The 17,050-nt window shown below is 71.3% G+C and carries 16 protein-coding genes; 13 read left to right on the forward strand and 3 right to left on the reverse strand.

All coding sequences use genetic code 11. The annotated features are described in order from the left end of the window. Window positions 1–17 precede the first annotated feature (17 nt). Both LUTJ29_RS0105915 and LUTJ29_RS0105920 read right to left on the reverse strand, forming a co-directional pair. Window positions 18–950 (reverse strand): FKBP-type peptidyl-prolyl cis-trans isomerase, encoded by a 933-nt coding sequence (locus tag LUTJ29_RS0105915; RefSeq protein WP_027071727.1) that lies wholly within the window; start codon window positions 948–950, stop codon window positions 18–20. Window positions 951–1,064: 114 nt separating this feature from the next. Then, window positions 1,065–1,622 carry a glutathione peroxidase gene (locus tag LUTJ29_RS0105920; RefSeq protein WP_051322751.1) on the reverse strand — a complete coding sequence of 186 codons (558 nt, stop codon included), beginning with the start codon at window positions 1,620–1,622 and terminating at the stop codon, window positions 1,065–1,067. A gap of 138 nt (window positions 1,623–1,760) precedes the next feature. Here LUTJ29_RS0105920 and LUTJ29_RS0105925 point away from each other — a divergent pair, with 138 nt between their 5' ends. The 6 genes from LUTJ29_RS0105925 to LUTJ29_RS18010 all read left to right on the forward strand — a co-directional run bounded on the left by LUTJ29_RS0105925 (window position 1,761) and on the right by LUTJ29_RS18010 (window position 6,234). Next, a complete protein-coding gene (locus LUTJ29_RS0105925; RefSeq protein ID WP_027071729.1) occupies window positions 1,761–2,255 on the forward strand; it encodes a hypothetical protein in 495 nt (164 codons plus the stop codon). 3 nt (window positions 2,256–2,258) lie between these two features. Then, window positions 2,259–2,627 (forward strand): GntR family transcriptional regulator, encoded by a 369-nt coding sequence (locus tag LUTJ29_RS0105930; RefSeq protein WP_027071730.1) that lies wholly within the window; start codon window positions 2,259–2,261, stop codon window positions 2,625–2,627. Beyond that, a complete protein-coding gene (locus LUTJ29_RS0105935) occupies window positions 2,624–3,502 on the forward strand; it encodes an ABC transporter ATP-binding protein (RefSeq protein ID WP_027071731.1) in 879 nt (292 codons plus the stop codon). Before LUTJ29_RS0105930 ends, LUTJ29_RS0105935 begins: the two co-directional genes overlap by 4 nt. Next, window positions 3,499–4,563, forward strand: coding sequence for a hypothetical protein (locus LUTJ29_RS0105940; RefSeq protein ID WP_232221158.1), 1,065 nt, complete (start codon window positions 3,499–3,501; stop codon window positions 4,561–4,563). The genes LUTJ29_RS0105935 and LUTJ29_RS0105940 overlap by 4 nt, the downstream gene beginning before the upstream one ends. Before the next feature lie 99 nt (window positions 4,564–4,662). Then, complete coding sequence (locus tag LUTJ29_RS19100; protein ID WP_051322752.1) at window positions 4,663–5,484, forward strand: hypothetical protein; 822 nt, start codon at window positions 4,663–4,665, stop codon at window positions 5,482–5,484. Between the two features lie 45 nt (window positions 5,485–5,529). Beyond that, the gene (locus LUTJ29_RS18010; protein WP_156911545.1) at window positions 5,530–6,234 is read left to right on the forward strand and encodes a hypothetical protein; all 705 of its coding nucleotides are present in this window, start codon (window positions 5,530–5,532) and stop codon (window positions 6,232–6,234) included. Window positions 6,235–6,256: 22 nt separating this feature from the next. Here LUTJ29_RS18010 and LUTJ29_RS0105955 read toward each other — a convergent pair whose 3' ends face one another. Continuing rightward, the gene (locus tag LUTJ29_RS0105955) at window positions 6,257–7,684 is read right to left on the reverse strand and encodes a class II fumarate hydratase (protein WP_051322754.1); all 1,428 of its coding nucleotides are present in this window, start codon (window positions 7,682–7,684) and stop codon (window positions 6,257–6,259) included. Window positions 7,685–7,819: 135 nt separating this feature from the next. Here LUTJ29_RS0105955 and purB point away from each other — a divergent pair, with 135 nt between their 5' ends. The 7 genes from purB (at window position 7,820) to sucB (ending at window position 17,039) form a co-directional block, all read left to right on the forward strand. Further along, a complete protein-coding gene (gene purB, locus LUTJ29_RS0105960; RefSeq protein WP_043740592.1) occupies window positions 7,820–9,202 on the forward strand; it encodes an adenylosuccinate lyase in 1,383 nt (460 codons plus the stop codon). A gap of 3 nt (window positions 9,203–9,205) precedes the next feature. Then, entirely contained in the window at window positions 9,206–9,604 is a 399-nt protein-coding gene (locus LUTJ29_RS0105965) for a VOC family protein (protein ID WP_027071735.1), read from the forward strand. After that, entirely contained in the window at window positions 9,601–10,539 is a 939-nt protein-coding gene (gene bla / locus LUTJ29_RS0105970) for a subclass B3 metallo-beta-lactamase (protein ID WP_051322755.1), read from the forward strand. The genes LUTJ29_RS0105965 and bla overlap by 4 nt, the downstream gene beginning before the upstream one ends. Continuing rightward, on the forward strand, window positions 10,536–11,759 hold the full coding sequence (locus LUTJ29_RS0105975; RefSeq protein WP_027071737.1) for a cupin domain-containing protein: 1,224 nt from the start codon (window positions 10,536–10,538) through the stop codon (window positions 11,757–11,759). The genes bla and LUTJ29_RS0105975 overlap by 4 nt, the downstream gene beginning before the upstream one ends. 56 nt (window positions 11,760–11,815) lie before the next feature. Next, entirely contained in the window at window positions 11,816–12,667 is an 852-nt protein-coding gene (locus LUTJ29_RS0105980) for a GNAT family N-acetyltransferase (protein WP_232221164.1), read from the forward strand. A gap of 271 nt (window positions 12,668–12,938) precedes the next feature. After that, window positions 12,939–15,764, forward strand: a complete 2,826-nt coding sequence (locus LUTJ29_RS0105985) for a 2-oxoglutarate dehydrogenase E1 component (protein WP_027071739.1) — start codon at window positions 12,939–12,941, stop codon at window positions 15,762–15,764. A 36-nt stretch (window positions 15,765–15,800) separates the two neighbouring features. Continuing rightward, on the forward strand, window positions 15,801–17,039 hold the full coding sequence (sucB, locus tag LUTJ29_RS0105990) for a dihydrolipoyllysine-residue succinyltransferase (protein ID WP_027071740.1): 1,239 nt from the start codon (window positions 15,801–15,803) through the stop codon (window positions 17,037–17,039). Window positions 17,040–17,050 lie beyond the last annotated feature (11 nt).

Here is a 17,050-nt window from a genome sequence, read left to right on the forward strand (position 1 = left end):
CCGCCGGCGGGATGGCGTCAGGGGATGGCGAGCAGCTCGACCTCGAACACCAGGGTGGCATTGGGACCGATCACCGGCGGGCTTCCGTTGCGGCCGTAGGCCAGCTCGCCGGGGATCCAGAACCGGTAGTGGGAACCGACCGGCATCAGGGTCAGGCCCTCGGTCCAGCCGGCGATGACCTCGTTGAGGCCGAACTCGGCGGGCTGGCCGCGTGCATAGGAACTGTCGAACTCGGTGCCGTCGAGCAGGGTGCCGCGGTAGTGGACGCGGACCCGGTCGCCGGGGCGCGGACGCGGTCCGGAACCGGAGCGCAGCACGCTGTACTGCAGGCCCGAGGCGGTGGTGAACACGCCCTTCCCGGTGCGGTTGCGGGCCAGGAACTCCAGGCCCTCGATGCGGTTGGCCTCGGCCACGCGCTCGGCCTGGCGGCGCGTGTAGCGCTCCAGCGCCTCGCGCGCCTGCGCCACCTGCTCGGAGGACAGCAGCGGCGGGCGGTCCTCGGCGACGGTGCGCGCGGCCTGCACCACCAGCGGCACGTCGATCGTGTCCGCCAGCGGGCGCAGCGACATGCCGGTCTGGTGCCCGGTCAGGAGGCCGACCTTCACCGGATCCACCGCCGGCGGCATGGTGCCGGGGGCCAGCCCCGGGACCCGGCGCCCGCTGCGCACGGCGACGCGCTGCGTCAGCGCCTGCCCGACCTGGCCCGCCTCCTCCTGGCCGAGCAGCGGCTCGCCGCCGGACAGGGCGTTGCCGATCGCCCGCTCGAAGCTCGCGAAGTCCAGGTCCGGCGCCACGTTCGCAAGCGAGCGCCCGATGTCCATGCCCACGACGTAGCTGATCTGCTGCCGCTCGCCCACCAGGCTGGCGACGCCCTGGGCGAGCGTGGCGCCGGCGAAGGCCGCCAGCGCAGTCAGGCACAGCGCGGCGGCGCCACGCGCGAATCGGTTCATTCGACTGGATACTCCGGCACGCACCGCCAGCGCGGCGCAGGGGGCGCTATTGTCGCGGCCGCCGCGCGGCTCGGCAATCGCACGGGCGCGCGGCGGCGGCCGCTGTTCAGGCCGTCAGCCGGCCGGACGCGGCGCCTGCAGCGCCCGTTCGATGGCCTCGACGATGCGTGGATCGTCGGGCGCGGTCCGGCTCTCCCACGAGCCGACGACCTTGCCGTCGCGACCCACCAGGTACTTGTGGAAATTCCACTGCGGCCAGTCGCCGGTGGCGTCGGCAAGGTCGCGGAACAGCGGCGTCGCCTCCTCGCCCACCACGTGCACGCGCTCGAACATGGGGAACTTCACCCCGTAGGTCAGGGTGCAGAACTCCATGATCTTCTGCTCGTCCTCGTACTCCTGGTCGCGGAAATCGGCCGAGGGGAAGCCGAGCACCGAGAACCCGCGCTCCCTGTACCTGGCGTGGAGCGCTTCGAGACCCTCGAACTGCGGCGCCAGGCCGCACTTGCTCGCGGTGTTCACGATCAGCAGCACCTGGCCGCCGTAGGTGTCCGCCAGGTCGACCGGGGTCTTGCCGGTCAGCGGCCGGTAGCTGCGCTCGAGCAGGCCCGAGGCCGCGGCGGGGGCCAGGGCCAGTGCACATGCCAGTGCGATGACGTATCTGATTGTTTTCATGGGATTTTCCGGCTGATTCAGGGGGTGAGGCGCCAGACCATGACTTCAGTTGGGTCGATCCGGGACCCGGAACGCTTGCAATGCCCTGTTCTGGTGTTATAGTTGAATACAACACCTATCCACCAAGGCAGACAGGCCATGAACCGCAAGCTGCGCAACACGATACTGGCTTTCTCGGTCACCGGCATGGTGCTGGTGGTCGGCCTGATGGCCGCGCATCCGGTCATGCCCGGGCAGCCCGCGCACGGTCCGGACGTCGCCGAGGCGCCCGCCCGTCCCGCTCCCGCCGCGCCCGAGTCCGGGCCCGGGAGCGAGCCCGCATTGGCCGTCGACGCCGACGCGGTGATCGCGCGGATCCAGGCCCACGGCCGACGCCCCGAAGCGGTCCTGGTGGACCCGCGCTCGATCGAGCAGGTGGCCACGCTCACGGTCGAACTGGTCACCGCGGCCGTCGCCGCCGGCCTCCAGGCCGCCCAGGCCGGGGACGCCGACGCCGAACCGGCCGAGCACACCGCCCACCGCGACGCCGCCGCCCACGCCAGCAAGCCCGGCAGCCACCGGAGCCGCAGCGTGCGCCGCGAGATCGCCGTGCCCTACTTCTCGTTCGCACGCGGAACGGGCGACCGGAGCTGATCCATGACCAACATCCAGTGGAGCGACGGCGCTCCCATCTACCGCCAGCTGAAGGAACGCGTGATCGCCATGATGCTCGATGGAGTCCTCAAGCCGGGCGATGCCCTGCCCTCTGTCCGGCAGGTCGCCGCGGAGTACCAACTCAACCCGATCACGGTCTCGCGCGCCTACCAGGAGCTGGCGGACGAGGCACTGGTCGAGAAACGAAGGGGACTGGGCATGTACGTGACCGAGGAAGCGGCCAAGAAGCTGCTGGTGAACGAACGCGAACGCTTCCTGCGCGAGGAATGGCCCGCGGTGCTGGAGCGGATCCAGCGCCTGGGCCTGGTCCTCGAGGACCTGCTGAAGGCGGGCCAGGGAGGCGACCGATGAGCGCCGCGACCACCGGGGCGCCGGTCATCCAGGCGCGCGGGCTGCGCAAGGCCTACCGCACCAAGCTCGCGCTCGACGGCGCCAACTTCCGGATCGAGGCCGGCCGCATCGTCGGCCTGATCGGCCCCAACGGCGCCGGCAAGACCACCGCGCTCAAGGCCGTGCTCGGCCTGATCCCGTTCGAGGGCGAGCTGGACGTGCTGGGCCGCGATCCGCGCACCGAGCGCGACGACCTGATGCGCGATGTCTGCTTCATCGCCGACGTCGCGGTGCTGCCGCGCTGGATGCGGGTGCGCGAGGCGATCGACTTCGTCGCCGGCGTGCACCCCCGCTTCGACCGGGCCAGGTGCGAGCGCTTCCTCTCCAACACCCAGCTCAACCCGAAGCAGCGCGTGCGCGAACTGTCCAAGGGCATGATCGTGCAGCTGCACCTGGCCCTGGTGATGGCGATCGACGCCCGCCTGCTGGTGCTGGACGAGCCGACGCTGGGCCTGGACATCCTGTACCGCAAGCAGTTCTACCAGCGCCTGCTGGAGGACTATTTCGACGACCAGAAGACGATCGTCATCACCACCCACCAGGTGGAAGAGATCGAGCACATCCTCACCGACGTGATGTTCATCCGCGACGGCAAGGTGGTGCTGGACGCGGCGATGGAGGACCTGGGCGGACGCTTCACCGAGCTCCTGGTCAACGCCGACCAGGCCGAGGCCGCGCGCCGGCTGGGCCCGGTGGACGAACGCTCGCTGCCGTTCGGCAAGACCGTGATGCTGTTCGACGGCGTGCCCCAGGCCACGCTGTCGGCGCTCGGCGAAACCCGCACGCCCGGCCTGGCGGACCTGTTCGTCGCCACGATGAGGGGAACCTACGCATGAATGCAGTTGCCGATACCCTGCCCGAGACCCCGCGTCCCTCGAACGCGGCGGCGATCACGCCGGCCCGCCGGTTCGGCTGGCTGCTGCGCCGCGAGTTCTGGGAGCACCGCGGCGGCTTCCTCTGGGCCCCGCTGGTGGCCGGTGCCGCTTCGCTGGTGCTGTCCGCGATGGGCATCGTGCTCGCGATCGTGGCCGCCCGCGGGAAGATCCAGCACGGCGAGATCACCCTGCACGACGGCACCTCCGTCGCCATCAACGGCCTCGACCTGGGCATGCTGACCTCGCGCATGGGCCACGAGGAACTGGCGCGGCTCGGGGACGGCATCGACCTGACCCTGATCATGGCGTCGGGCTGGCCATTCCTGGTGCTGACGTTCGTGGTGTTCTTCTACTGCCTGGGCGCGCTGTACGACGAGCGCCGCGACCGCAGCGTCCTGTTCTGGAAGTCGCTGCCGCTGTCCGACAGCGAGACGGTGCTGTCCAAGGTCGCCAGCGCGATCCTGGTGGCGCCGCTGCTGGCCACGATCGCGTCGATCCTGACCATGTTCGGCTTCCTGGTGCTGGTGAGCCTGGTGGTGCTGTTCTACGGCGGCAACCCGTACACCCTGCTGTGGGGTCCGGCCAGCCCGCTGCTGCTGTCGGTGCAGTACCTCATCGCGATCCCGGTCTACGCGCTGTGGGCGCTCCCGACCGTGGGCTGGCTGCTGATGTGCTCGGCGTGGGCGCGCAGCAAGCCGTTCCTGTGGGCGGTGGTGGTGCCGCTGCTGGCCGGCATCCTGGTGGCGTGGCTGGAGTTCCTGGGGGTGGTCGGCGACATCACCTGGCCGTTCTTCCGCAACGTGGTGCTGCGCGCGCTGACCAGCGTGTTCCCGGTGACCTTCATGGACTTCGAGTACCTCAAGAGCGTCGACTTCGACGTGCCCGGGGCCGCGCGCTCGCTGATGAGCCCGGCCGGCGTGTACCGGAACCTGGCCAGCCTCGACATGTGGGGCGGCGCGGTCGCCGGCGCGGCCATGATCTTCGCCGCGATCCGCCTGCGCCGCTGGCGCGACGAAGGCTGAAGGCAGCCGCGCATCCGCCGGGCGGGATCCCGCCCGGCCGCGTCACACCACCCCCGCGGCCGACGTCGCAGCAGGACCCCATCTGCGGAGACCATCGTCATGAAGACCCTCGCTCCCTTCCTCCTGGCCGCCGCCCTTCCGATGCTGGCGGCTTGCGGCAGGAACGATTCCGCCCCGCAGGCCCCGGCGTCGGTCGAGCCGACGACCGTGCTGGGCCGCACCGTCGCCCGGGCGATGGAGGAGGCGCGCCGCAAGCTGCACGAGGAGGACCTGAGCCTGAACGGGCAGTACGAACTGAACATCGGCCACGTGCGCCTGCGCCACAAGGGCGGCAGCACCCTGCCGCCGGCCCGGATCACCGCGCAGGGCGACCTGGTCGTGGACGGAAAGACCGTCACCACCGGTCCGGAGGACCGCGCCCTCGCGCTGGAGTACCGGCAGGCGGTGATCGAGATCGCCGAGGTGGGCATGGACATGGGCGTGCTCGGCGCCGACCTGGGCATGCGCGCCGCCAGCGAGGCGATCGGCGGCCTGCTGAGCGGAAAGAGCGACGAGGTCGAGGCGCGGATCGAGGCCGAGGCCCGGAAGCTCGAGGCCGAGGCGATCCAGCTTTGCGACCGCCTGCCCCGCATGCTCGCAGCGCAGGAGGCGCTGGCCGCTGCGCGTCCCGAATTCGCGCCCTACGGGCAGCTGACCGCCGAGGACATCGAGGACTGCCGCGAGGACGCCGAGCGGGACATCGCGAACAGCATCGCGGAAGACGCCGACGCAGACGGCGTCCCCATCCGCCCCGAGCATCCGCGCCGCAAGCGCAACCGCACTCTCGACCCCGCCGCCGAAGCCGATGCCGCGGCCGAAGCGGTCCAGGCCGCCGGTGCGGAAGCGACCGGCGCCGCCGCCGACTCCGATCCCACCCGCTAGCGTGCCGCCCCCTGCGCCGCGCACCAGACTCCAGGAGGAAAATGCATGCAGTCCATGTCCTTGCGCCGCACGCCCGCGCGCATCGCGGTCCTGCTGGCCGCGGCGCTCGCCGCCACCGCCGCCGCGGCGACAGCGGCGCCGCAGAGCATCAACGAGGAAATCCGCGCCGACATGCAGGAGGCGCGGCGCGAGATCCGGGTCGAATTCGCCGCCGCCCGCGCTGAACTGGCCGACGGCAACCTGGAACTGAACCAGTCCATGCCGGTCGGGCGCCGCAAGGCGGAGGCGAAGGACTCGCCGCCCAAGGGCGAGATCACCCCGGCCGGCGACCTGCTGGTCGACGGGCGCGCGGTCCAGGTCGATGCCGACCAGCGACGCCAGCTGCAGGCCTACCGCGCCGAGGTCATCGAACTCGCCCTGCTCGGGATCGACGCCGGCGAGCGCGCCGCCGAAGCGGCCATCGACGCCGTCGACCACGGCCTGTTCCGGCTCATGTTCGACGCCGTCACCGGGCGGCTGGAGCGACGCGTGGAGCGCACGGTCAAGCGCACCCTCGCGCCCCAGATCCAGCAGATCTGCCACCGCCTGCCCGACCTGCTCGAATCGCAGCAGCGCCTGGCCGATTCGGTGCCCGCGTTCCGCCCCTACGCCACGCTCAGGCAGCGCGACGTCGAGGACTGCAACCGCGAAGTCCGCCGCGAACTGGCGCGCGCCGGCGCCCGCCAGACCCGCCGCGGCGGGACTGGCTGAGCCGGACGACCCGGCCGCCGGCTCAACCGCCGGCGCCGGGTCCGCCGTGGATCCCGCCGCGGGTCAGCGCCGCCGGGTCCAGCAGGCGGCGCAGTTCGTCGGCCGCGAGGCCGCTGTCCTCCAGCGCCACGTCGAAGACCGGCCGGTTCTCGGCATAGGCGCGCTTGGCGATCGCCGCCGCGCGCGCATAGCCGATCACCGGATTGAGCGCGGTCACCAGGATCGGGTTGCGGTCGAGCGCGGCGTCGATGTTGTCGCGCCGCAGCCTGAGCCCGGCGATGCAACGGTCGGCCAGCAGGCGGCTGGCGTTGGCCATCAGGCCGATCGACTCGAGCAGGTTCACCGCGATCAGCGGCAGCGCGACGTTGAGCTGGAAGTTGCCGGTCTGCCCGGCGACGGTGATCGCGGTGTGGTGGCCGATCACCTGCGCCGACACCATCACCACCGCCTCGGGCACCACCGGGTTGACCTTGCCGGGCATGATCGAGCTGCCCGGCTGCAGCGCCGGAAGTTCGATCTCGCCCAGGCCCGCCAGCGGCCCGGAGTTCATCCAGCGCAGGTCGTTGGCGATCTTGATCAGGGCCACCGCCAGCGCATTGAGCTGGCCCGACAGTTCCACCGCGTCGTCCTGGGAGGCGATGCCCTCGAACCGGTTGCCGGCCGGCTCGAACCTGGTGCCGGCCAGCTTCGACAGCTCGCGCGCCATGCGCCCGCCGAACTCCGGGTGCGCATTGATCCCGGTGCCGACCGCGGTGCCGCCGATCGGCAATCGGCGCAGCCGCGCGAGCGCGTCGCCGATCCGCGCCTCGGCCGAGGCCAGCTGCGCCGACCAGGCCCCGAATTCCTGGGCGAAGGTGAGCGGCATCGCGTCCATCAGGTGGGTGCGGCCGGTCTTCACCACCTTGCCCAGGCCGCGCGCCCGGCGGTCGATGGTCTTGCGCAGGTGGCGCAGCGCCGGCAGCAGCTCCTCGACCACGGCCAGCTGGGCCGAGACCCGGATCGCGGTCGGGACCACGTCATTCGAGCTCTGGCCCAGGTTGACGTGGTCGTTGGGATGGACCCGGCCCCGTGCGTTGGAGGCCAGCGCGGCGATCACCTCGTTGGCGTTCATGTTCGACGAGGTGCCCGAGCCGGTCTGGTACACGTCGACCGGGAACTGCGCGTCGTGGCGGCCCTCGGCCACCTCCAGCGCGGCATGCCGGATCGCGGCCGCCGTGTCCCCGGGCAGCAGCCCGAGCGCGCCGTTGACCCCGGCCGCGGCCGCCTTCACCAGGCCCAGCGCACGGATGAACCCACGCGGCATCGGCCGGCCCGAGATCGGGAAATTGAGCACCGCCCGCTGGGTCTGCGCGCCCCACAGCGCGCCGGCCGGCACCTCGAGCTCGCCCATGCTGTCGCGTTCGATGCGGGGGCCCGTGGCACCCGCGGTCTTCGCCTTCGTCCTGGCCATCGCTGCATCTCCTCGGACGGAACCGCCGCAGCATCGTCGCTGCCCGGGACAGGATACGTGAGCCGGGCCGCGGCCACGGCCACGGCCGCCGGCCACTAGAATAGGCGGCCTGGTTCCCCGCGCCGGATGCCCCGAATGCCCGCCACCGACCCGCAAGACGCCTCCCTGCTCGCCCTTTCGCCGCTCGACGGCCGCTACGCGTCCAAGGTCGGCGCGTTGCGCCCGGTCTTCTCCGAGTTCGGCCTGATCCACGCGCGGGTGCGGGTGGAGATCGAATGGCTGCTGGCGTTGGCCGCCGAGCCGGGGATCGCCGAGCTGCCGCCCTTCGACGCCGCCCAGGCGGACGCGCTGCAGGCGCTGTGGCGCGACTTCACCCCGGCCGACGCGGCCCGGGTCAAGGAGATCGAGCGCACCACCAACCACGACGTCAAGGCGGTCGAGTACTTCATCAAGGAACGGCTGCAGTCGCGCGCCGGCCTGGCCCAGGCGCTGGAATTCGTGCACTTCGCCTGCACCAGCGAGGACATCAACAACCTGTCCTACGCGCTGATGCTGGACCGCGCCCGGCGCGAGGTGCTGCTGCCGCGCCTGGACGAGGTGGTGGCGAAGCTGCGGGCGATGGCCCACGCGCACGCGTCGCTGCCGATGCTCTCGCGCACCCACGGCCAGAGCGCGTCGCCGACCACGGTGGGCAAGGAGATCGCCAACGTGGTCGCGCGCCTGCAGCGCCAGCGCGACCAGCTGGCCGGGGTCGCCATCTGCGGAAAGATCAATGGCGCGGTGGGAAACTACAACGCCCACGTCGCCAGCTACCCGGACGTGGACTGGCCCGCGTTCGCGCGCCGCTTCGTCGAGTCGCTGGGGCTGGAGTTCAACCCCTACACCACCCAGATCGAACCGCACGACTACATCGCCGAACTGTGCGACGCGCACAAGCGCATCGCCACCATCGCGATCGACCTGTGCCGCGACGTCTGGGGCTACATCTCGCTGGGCTACTTCAGCCAGGCGGTGGTCGCCGGCGAGGTCGGCAGTTCGACCATGCCGCACAAGGTCAACCCGATCGACTTCGAGAACGCGGAAGGCAACTTCGGCATCGCCAACGCGCTCTTCGAGCATTTCGCGGCCAAGCTCCCGATCAGCCGCTGGCAGCGCGACCTCACCGACTCGACCGTGCTGCGCGCGCTGGGCACGGCCTTCGGCCACGCCCTGATCGGCTTCGACGCGCTGCTGCGCGGCCTGGGCAAGCTGGGGGCCAATCCCGAGCGCCTGGCCGCCGACCTCGACGCCGCGTGGGAGGTGCTGGCCGAGGCGGTGCAGACGGTCATGCGCCGCCACGGGCTACCCAATCCCTACGAGCAGCTCAAGGCGCTGACCCGCGGCCAGGGGATCACCGCCGACTCGATGCGCCAGTTCATCCAGTCGCTGGACCTGCCCGAGGCGGACCGCGAGCGCCTGCTGGCGATGACCCCGGCCAGCTACACCGGCCTCGCCGCGGAGCTGGCCTCCGGCATCTGAACCATGCGCCTGCTGCTGAATATCGACGTCCCCGACCTGGCCGCGGCCAGGCGGTTCTACGTCGAAGCGTTCGGCCTGCGCGAAGGACGCCGCCTCGGCGACGACGTGCTCGAACTCCTGGGCGCCCAGGCGCCCATCTACCTGCTGCAGAAACCGCCCGGCAGCCTGGGCGCCGGCGACCAGCCGCGCACCTATGCCCGGCACTGGACGCCGGTGCACGTGGACGTGGTGGTCGACGATCTCGACGCCGCGCTGGCGCGCGCGCTCGACGCCGGCGCCCGCCAGGAAGGCGCGGCGCGCGATGCGGCCTGGGGCCGGATCGCGCAGCTGGCCGATCCCTTCGGCCATGGCTGGTGCCTGCTGCAGTTCCTCGGCAAGGGCTACGACGGGATCACGACATGACACGACGCTTCCCCATCGCATGCGCCGCCCTGGTCGCGCTGGTGGCCTGTTCCGCCGGCGAGGCGCCCGCGCCCACGCCCACGGCCACGGCGCAGGACGGGCCGGCCACCGCCGCGGCGTCGGCGGACTGGCCGATCCCCGCCTGCCGCGACGATTCGGGCTGGGACGAACCGGCCACGCCGTTCCACGTCCACGGCGACACCTGGTACGTGGGGACCTGCGGCATCAGCGCGCTGCTGGTGACCTCCCCCGGCGGGCACGTGGTGGTCGACGGCGCCACGCCGGCGGCGGGGGAGCAGGTCCTGGCCAACATCCGCACGCTCGGCTTCGATCCGGCGGACGTGCGGGCCATCGTCTTCTCCCACGAGCACTTCGACCACGCCGGCGGCCTGGCCGCGGTGCAGGCGGCCACCGGCGCGCCGGTCTACGCGCCCAAGGAGGCGATCGAGACCCTGCGTCGCGGCGCCAGCGACCCGAGCGACCCGCAGTTCGGCCTGCTCGACGACTTCGCCCCGGTCGCCGACGTGCGGCCCATCCCGGCCTCCGGCATCGTGCAGGCAGGCGATGTCGAGCTGCACGCCGTTCCCACCCCCGGCCATGCGGCCGGCGGCACCAGCTGGACCTGGCGCTCGTGCGCGGGCGACGACTGCCTGCCGCTGGTCTACGCCGACAGCCTGACCGCCGTGTCCCGGGACGACTTCCGCTTCAGCGACCATCCCGAGGCGGTGGCGCGGCTGCGGGACAGCTTCGCCCGCGTGGCGGCGCTCGACTGCGGGATCCTGGTGACGCCGCATCCCTCCGCCAGCGCACTCTGGGACCGCCTGGGGCCCGCCGCGACCCGCCCCCTCGTCGATCCCGGCGCCTGCGCGGCCTACGCCAAGGCCGCCGAAGAACGCCTCGAGCGCCGCCTGGCCAGCGAGGGAGCAGGCGGATGAGCCGCGGCAAGCGCACCAGCGGACGCAGCGCCGCACCGCCGGTCGAGGTCGAGGCCGGCCGCGACCTTCCCCTGGGCATGCCGCCCGCGCGCTTCCTGCGCGACTACTGGCAGAAGCGCCCGCTGCTCGTCCGCGCCGCGTTCCCCGGGTTCGTCTCCCCCATCGAACCCGAGGACCTGGCCGGCCTGGCCTGCGAGGAGCTCGCGCTGTCGCGGCTGATCCAGCACGACCGCGCCCGCGACGCATGGCGCGTGCGCACCGGCCCGTTCCCCGAGGAACTGTTCCCGACCCTGGGCGACCGCGACTGGACCCTGCTGGTCCAGGACGTCGACAAGTGGGACGCCGACGTCGCCGCCCTGCTGCCGCGCTTCGACTTCATCCCGCGCTGGCGCATCGACGACATCATGGTCAGCTTCGCCGCCACCGGCGGCTCCGTCGGCGCCCACGTCGACCAGTACGACGTGTTCCTGCTCCAGGCCAAGGGGCACCGCCGCTGGCTGATCGACGCCGGTTCGAACCCGCCGCTCGGTTTCCGCGAGGATGTCGAACTCAAGCTGCTGCGCGAGTTCACCCCGACCCATGACTGGGTGCTGGCACCGGGCGACATGCTGTACCTGCCGCCCGGCGTGCCCCACCACGGCATCGCCGAGGACCCGTGCCTGACCTTCTCGGTGGGCATGCGCGCGCCCTCGGCGGCGGAACTGATGACCGACTACATCGACACCCTCGCCGCCGAGGCCGACGAGGCGGTGCGCTACGCCGACCCCGACCTCGCTCCGCCCAGGGATCCCAACGAGATCGACGCCGCGGCGATGGCACGCGTGGTTGAGGCGCTGAACGTGCTGCGCTTCCGCGACCCGGACCGGCTCGGCGACTGGTTCGGCCGCTTCATCACCCGGTACCGCAGCGTCGACGTGGCGGCCGGCGACGGCGAGCCGCCGTCGCGGATCGAGGTCGAATGGTCGCTCGAACGCGGCGACGGCGTGCTCCAGCGGCATCCGTTCGCGCGCATGGCCTGGCGCCGCGCCGCCGATGGCGGCCGCCTGTACGTGTCCGGACACGAATATCCGATGCCGGCGGCGGACGCGCGCCGCATCGCCGGCGCCGACCGGATCGACGCCGCGCTCTACGCCACCCTCTCCCCGGCCGGCCGCGACGCCGTGCACGAGCTGCTGCTCGCCGGCAGCTACCAGTGGATGGGCGGAGGGGCCGCGGAGTGAGTCCGCCGGGTCCGTTCCAGGTCGCCGGGGTCGGCTACGAGGCCGCGCATGCCGACCTGCGGGCGGTGCGCGAGGCGGTCTTCATCCGCGAACAGGGGGTGCCGCCCGCGATCGAGATCGACGACCTCGACCCGCGCTGCCACCACGTGCTCGCGCGCGACGGAGCCGGCCAGCCGATCGGCACCGCCCGGCTCAGCCCGGAGGGCCGGATCGGACGCATGGCGGTGCTGCCGGAGTGGCGCGCGCACGGAGTGGGCAGCGCCCTGCTCCACGCCCTGCTCCGTGCCGCGCGCGAGCGCGGGCTGTCGCGGGTGACCCTGCATGCCCAGGCCGGCGCGGTGGAGTTCTACCGCCGCCACGGCTTCGTGCCGGTCGGCGAGCCCTTCGTGGAGGCCGGGATCGACCACCTGGCCATGCAGCGGCGGCTCGACCGGCCCGCGGAAGTGCAGGACCGCGCCGGCGCGGTGGCGGCGACGGTCGCCGTGGTCGCCGCCGCACGCAGGCGCCTGTGGATCTACAGCCGCTGCCTCGACCCGGGGCTGTACGATCATCCGCGCGTGCTGGAGGCGCTGCGCACGTTCGCCACCCGGGGCCAGGGCCCGCAGCTGCGGGTGCTGCTGCAGGACGCGATGGCCGCCCAGCGCGCGCATGCGCCGCTGATCGCGCTCGGCCAGCGCCTGCCGAGCGTGGTCGCGTTCCGCGAAGTCGAGGATCCGGTGGACCGCAACTGGCCCTCGGCCCTGGTCGCCAACGACGCCGGCGGATACTTCTTCCGGCCGCTGGGCCATCGTTTCGACGGCGAAACGGAGCATCACGCCCGCGCCCGCACCCGGCAGCTCACCGCGGAATTCGACGATACCTGGGAGCGCTCCCGCCCGTGCAGCGAACTGCGCGCGCTCGGTCTCTGACGTCGGCCAGGGCGGGAAACGCCTGATTCCGACGCGACGCACCGCGCGCCTGGCGTGACCGGCGACCCGCTTTGCGTTCTCCAGGGCAGGCCGGCGAAGACCACGGCGCGCCACGCGCCACGCCCGGGCGACTGTTTCGTCCAAAGCATGTGATGCAAGTGCACATGTCTGGCGGCTATAATGCCGGGCGCAATTCCAAGCCGCTCCCGGAATCCGAAAAATCTTTCCGGATCAGCAATTTGCCCCCTCTTTCGAGTCCCACACGCCCGACGTGGACAGTCTACTCAAGCAGTTTTCTCAGTCCTCCCAGCTCGGCGCCAATGCCGCCTATATCGAGGACCTCTACGAGCAGTACCTCGTCTCCCCCGACAGCGTCGGGCCCCGTTGGAAAGCCTGGTTCGACAGCTTCGGCGGCCGCGAGGCCGGCGACATCCCGCATTCGGCGATCGCCGACGCCGTCGCCGAGGCCGGCCGCCTCGCCGCGCGCGGGGTCGTGGTGGTGGGGACCAGCGACGAGCGCGAGCGCCACGTCGGCCGCCTGATCACCGCCTACCGTTCGCGCGGCCACCTGGGCGCGAAGCTCGATCCGCTCGGACTGACCGAGCCGATGAACCCGCCCGACCTGGGCCTGGCCTTCCACAGCCTGTCCGAGTCCGATCTCGACCACGAGTTCAGCACCGGGGGCGTGGCCGGCCAGCCGCGCATGAAGCTGCGCGACCTGCTCGCCCGGCTCAAGGCGACCTACACCGGGCCGATCGGCGCCGAGTTCATGCACATCCCCGAGGTCGAGCAGCGCCAGTGGCTCTACCAGCGCCTGGAGGCGGCCGGCGGCGATTACAACCTCAGCACCGAGGACAAGCGCCGCGTGCTCGAGCGGCTCACCGCGGCCGAGGGCCTGGAGCGCTACCTGCACACCAAGTACGTCGGCCAGAAGCGCTTCTCGCTCGAGGGCGGCGACTCGCTGATCCCGCTGCTGGACACGGTGGTCCACCGCGCCGGCCTGGACAAGGTCAAGGACATCGTGATCGGCATGGCCCACCGCGGCCGCCTCAACGTGCTGGTCAACACCCTGGGCAAGAACCCGCGCAAGCTGTTCGACGAGTTCGAGGGCAAGTTCGAGCACAACGACCTCGCCCATGCCGGCGACGTGAAGTACCACATGGGTTTCTCCGCCGACATCGCCACCCCGGGCGACCCGGTCCACCTGGCGCTGGCCTTCAACCCCTCGCACCTGGAGATCGTCGACCCGGTGGTCGCCGGCTCGGTGCGTTCGCGCCAGGAACGCCGCCGCGACAGCGAGCGCAAGCAGGTGCTGCCGGTCCTGATCCACGGCGACGCCGCGTTCGCCGGCCAGGGCGTGGTGATGGAGCTGTTCCAGATGTCGAAGGCCCGCGGCTTCGACGTCGGCGGCACCGTGCACGTGGTGGTCAACAACCAGGTCGGCTTCACCACCAGCAACAAGGAAGACGCGCGCTCCACCCTGTACTGCACCGACGTGGCGAAGATGGTCGGCGCGCCGATCTTCCACGTGAACGCCGACGACCCGGAAGCCGTGGTGTTCGTGGCCCGCCTGGCCTACGAGTTCCGCCAGGTGTTCAAGAAGGACGTGGTCATCGACCTGGTCTGCTACCGCCGCCACGGCCACAACGAGGCCGACGAGCCCGCGGCGACCCAGCCGCTGATGTACAAGACCATCCGCAAGCACCCGACCACCCGCGAGCTGTACGCGGCGAAGCTGGAGAAGGAGGGCGTGGTCGCGGCGGCCGAGGCCAAGGCCCTGGTCGACGGCTACCGCGACAAGCTCGACGCCGGCGAGGTCACCACCGAGCTCGCGCCTTCCAAGCCGGAGGACTACGAGCTGACCATCGACTGGTCGAGGTACCTGTCGGGCAAGCTCGCGGACAAGGTCGACACGCGGGTCAGGAAGGGCACGCTGGTCGAGCTGGCCAAGACCATCAACACGATCCCGCAGGGCGTGTCGCTGCATCCTCGCGTGGCCAAGATCTACGAGGACCGGCTGAAGATGACCGCCGGCGAGCTGCCTGGCGACTGGGGCTTCGCCGAGAACCTGGCCTACGCCACCCTGCTGGCCGAGGGCCACGGCCTGCGCCTGGTCGGCCAGGACGCCGGCCGCGGCACCTTCTTCCACCGCCACGCGATCCTGCACGACCAGAAGACCGACGCGTACTTCATGCCGTTGCGGCAGCTGGTCGACAGCCCCGAGCGCGCCACCGTCATCGACTCGCTGCTCAGCGAGGAGGCGGTCATGGCCTTCGAGTACGGCTTCTCCACCGCCGACCCGAACACGCTCGACATCTGGGAAGCCCAGTTCGGCGACTTCGCCAACGGCGCCCAGGTGGTGATCGACCAGTTCATCGCCTCGGGCGAGGCCAAGTGGGGCCGCATCTCCGGCCTCACCCTGTTGCTGCCGCACGGCTACGAGGGACAGGGCCCCGAGCACAGCTCGGCGCGCCTGGAGCGCTTCCTGCAGCTGTGCGCGCTCGACAACATGCTGGTGTGCGTGCCGACCACGCCCGCGCAGTGCTTCCACATGCTGCGCCGGCAGATGAAGATGGCCACGCGCAAGCCGCTGGTGGTGATGAGCCCGAAGTCGCTGCTGCGCCACAAGCTGGCGGTGTCCACGCTCGACGAGCTGGCCGACGGCAGCTTCCAGCACCTGATCCCGGATGCCTCCGCCGACCCGAAGAAGGTCAAGCGCGTCGTCCTGTGCTCGGGCAAGGTCTACTACGACCTGCTCGAGGAAGCGCACAAGCGCGGCGTGGACCACGTCGCCCTGCTCCGCGTGGAGCAGCTCTACCCGTTCCCGCGCGAACTGCTGGCCGCCGAGCTCAAGAAGTACGGCAAGGCCGCCGAGGTGGTCTGGTGCCAGGAGGAGCCGCAGAACCAGGGCGCCTGGTACCAGATCAAGCACCACCTGCAGGCCTGCCTGGCCAAGGGCCAGGCGCTCAGCTACGCCGGGCGCCCGCGTTCGCCCTCGCCCGCCGTCGGCCATTTCGCCGAGCACGTCGAGGAACAGAACCGGCTCGTCGCCCAGGCCCTCATCGAACCGGCTGGCGACCAGATCGCCTCCGAATAACACCGCCCGACACTACCGCATCAAGGACGCCGTCCCATGGCCACCGAAGTCAAAGTCCCGGTCCTTCCCGAATCCGTGTCCGACGCCACCATCGCCGGATGGCACAAGAAGGTCGGGGACGCCGTCAGCCGCGACGAGAACCTGGTCGACCTTGAAACCGACAAGGTCGTGCTCGAGGTCCCTTCGCCGGTCGACGGCGTGCTGAAGGAGATCAAGTTCTCCGAAGGCGACACCGTCAGCAGCCAGCAGGTGCTGGCGATCATCGAGGAAGGCGCGGCGAAGCCCGCCGACGCCGGCGCCGGGTCCGGGGACGAGAAGCCCGCCGCGGGCGACGAGGAAGTGCAGCCGAAGGCGGCGGCGGCCAAGGCCGAGGCGGCCGCGCCGGCTTCGACCCATCCCGCGCCTGTGTCGTCGCCGGGCAAGACCGGCGACCTGCCGCCGGGCGCCCGCTTCACCGCCGAGAAGGAAGGCATCGATCCCTCGCAGGTGCCGGGCACCGGCCGCCGCGGCGCGGTGACCAAGGAAGACCTGGTCAACTTCGCCGCCGGCCGCACCGGCGCCGTCGCCGGCGGCGCGCGCCCCGAGGAGCGGGTGCCGATGACCCGCATCCGCAAGCGCATCGCCGAGCGCCTGATGCAGTCGAAGGAATCGATCGCGATGCTGACCTCGTTCAACGAGGTCAACCTCGGCAAGGTCATGGCGCTGCGCAAGGAGCTGGGCGAGCAGTTCCAGAAGGAAACCGGCATCAAGCTCGGCTTCATGAGCTTCTTCGCCAAGGCCGCGGCCAACGCGCTGCAGCGTTTCCCGATCATCAACGCCTCGGTCGACGGCGACGACATCATCTACCACGGCTATGCCGACATCTCGGTGGCGATCTCCACCGACCGCGGCCTGGTGACCCCGGTGCTGCGCAACGTCGAGCGGATGTCGTTCGCCGACGTCGAGAAGGGCATCGCCGACTTCGCCAAGGCCGCGCGCGAGGGCGGGCTCAAGCTCGAGGACCTGCAGGGCGGCACCTTCACCATCACCAACGGCGGCACCTTCGGCTCGCTGTTCTCGACCCCGATCGTGAACCCGCCGCAGTCCGCCATCCTCGGCATGCACGCGATCAAGGAGCGCGCGATCGTCGAGAACGGCCAGGTCGTGGCCGCGCCGATGATGTACATCGCGCTGTCCTACGACCACCGCATCATCGACGGCAAGGACGCGGTCCTGTTCCTGGTCGACATCAAGAACCAGCTCGAGAACCCCGGCCGCATGGTGCTGGGCCTCTGAGCCCGGCGCGG

This window comes from Luteimonas sp. J29, from assembly GCF_000472505.1.
Lineage (GTDB): Bacteria > Pseudomonadota > Gammaproteobacteria > Xanthomonadales > Xanthomonadaceae > Luteimonas.

Excerpts from the sequence above, each read along its gene's own strand:
- LUTJ29_RS0105955 (WP_051322754.1), bottom strand. The coding sequence starts at position 7,684 with ATGGCCAGGACGAAGGCGAAGACCGCGGGTGCCACGGGCCCCCGCATC.
- LUTJ29_RS0105935 (WP_027071731.1), top strand. The coding sequence starts at position 2,624 with ATGAGCGCCGCGACCACCGGGGCGCCGGTCATCCAGGCGCGCGGGCTG.
- LUTJ29_RS19100 (WP_051322752.1), top strand. The coding sequence starts at position 4,663 with ATGAAGACCCTCGCTCCCTTCCTCCTGGCCGCCGCCCTTCCGATGCTG.
- LUTJ29_RS0105965 (WP_027071735.1), top strand. The coding sequence starts at position 9,206 with ATGCGCCTGCTGCTGAATATCGACGTCCCCGACCTGGCCGCGGCCAGG.
- LUTJ29_RS0105920 (WP_051322751.1), bottom strand. The coding sequence starts at position 1,622 with ATGAAAACAATCAGATACGTCATCGCACTGGCATGTGCACTGGCCCTG.
- LUTJ29_RS0105915 (WP_027071727.1), bottom strand. The coding sequence starts at position 950 with ATGAACCGATTCGCGCGTGGCGCCGCCGCGCTGTGCCTGACTGCGCTG.
- purB (WP_043740592.1), top strand. The coding sequence starts at position 7,820 with ATGCCCGCCACCGACCCGCAAGACGCCTCCCTGCTCGCCCTTTCGCCG.
- LUTJ29_RS0105975 (WP_027071737.1), top strand. The coding sequence starts at position 10,536 with ATGAGCCGCGGCAAGCGCACCAGCGGACGCAGCGCCGCACCGCCGGTC.
- LUTJ29_RS0105940 (WP_232221158.1), top strand. The coding sequence starts at position 3,499 with ATGAATGCAGTTGCCGATACCCTGCCCGAGACCCCGCGTCCCTCGAAC.
- LUTJ29_RS0105925 (WP_027071729.1), top strand. The coding sequence starts at position 1,761 with ATGAACCGCAAGCTGCGCAACACGATACTGGCTTTCTCGGTCACCGGC.
- bla (WP_051322755.1), top strand. The coding sequence starts at position 9,601 with ATGACACGACGCTTCCCCATCGCATGCGCCGCCCTGGTCGCGCTGGTG.
- LUTJ29_RS0105930 (WP_027071730.1), top strand. The coding sequence starts at position 2,259 with ATGACCAACATCCAGTGGAGCGACGGCGCTCCCATCTACCGCCAGCTG.
- LUTJ29_RS18010 (WP_156911545.1), top strand. The coding sequence starts at position 5,530 with ATGCAGTCCATGTCCTTGCGCCGCACGCCCGCGCGCATCGCGGTCCTG.
- sucB (WP_027071740.1), top strand. The coding sequence starts at position 15,801 with ATGGCCACCGAAGTCAAAGTCCCGGTCCTTCCCGAATCCGTGTCCGAC.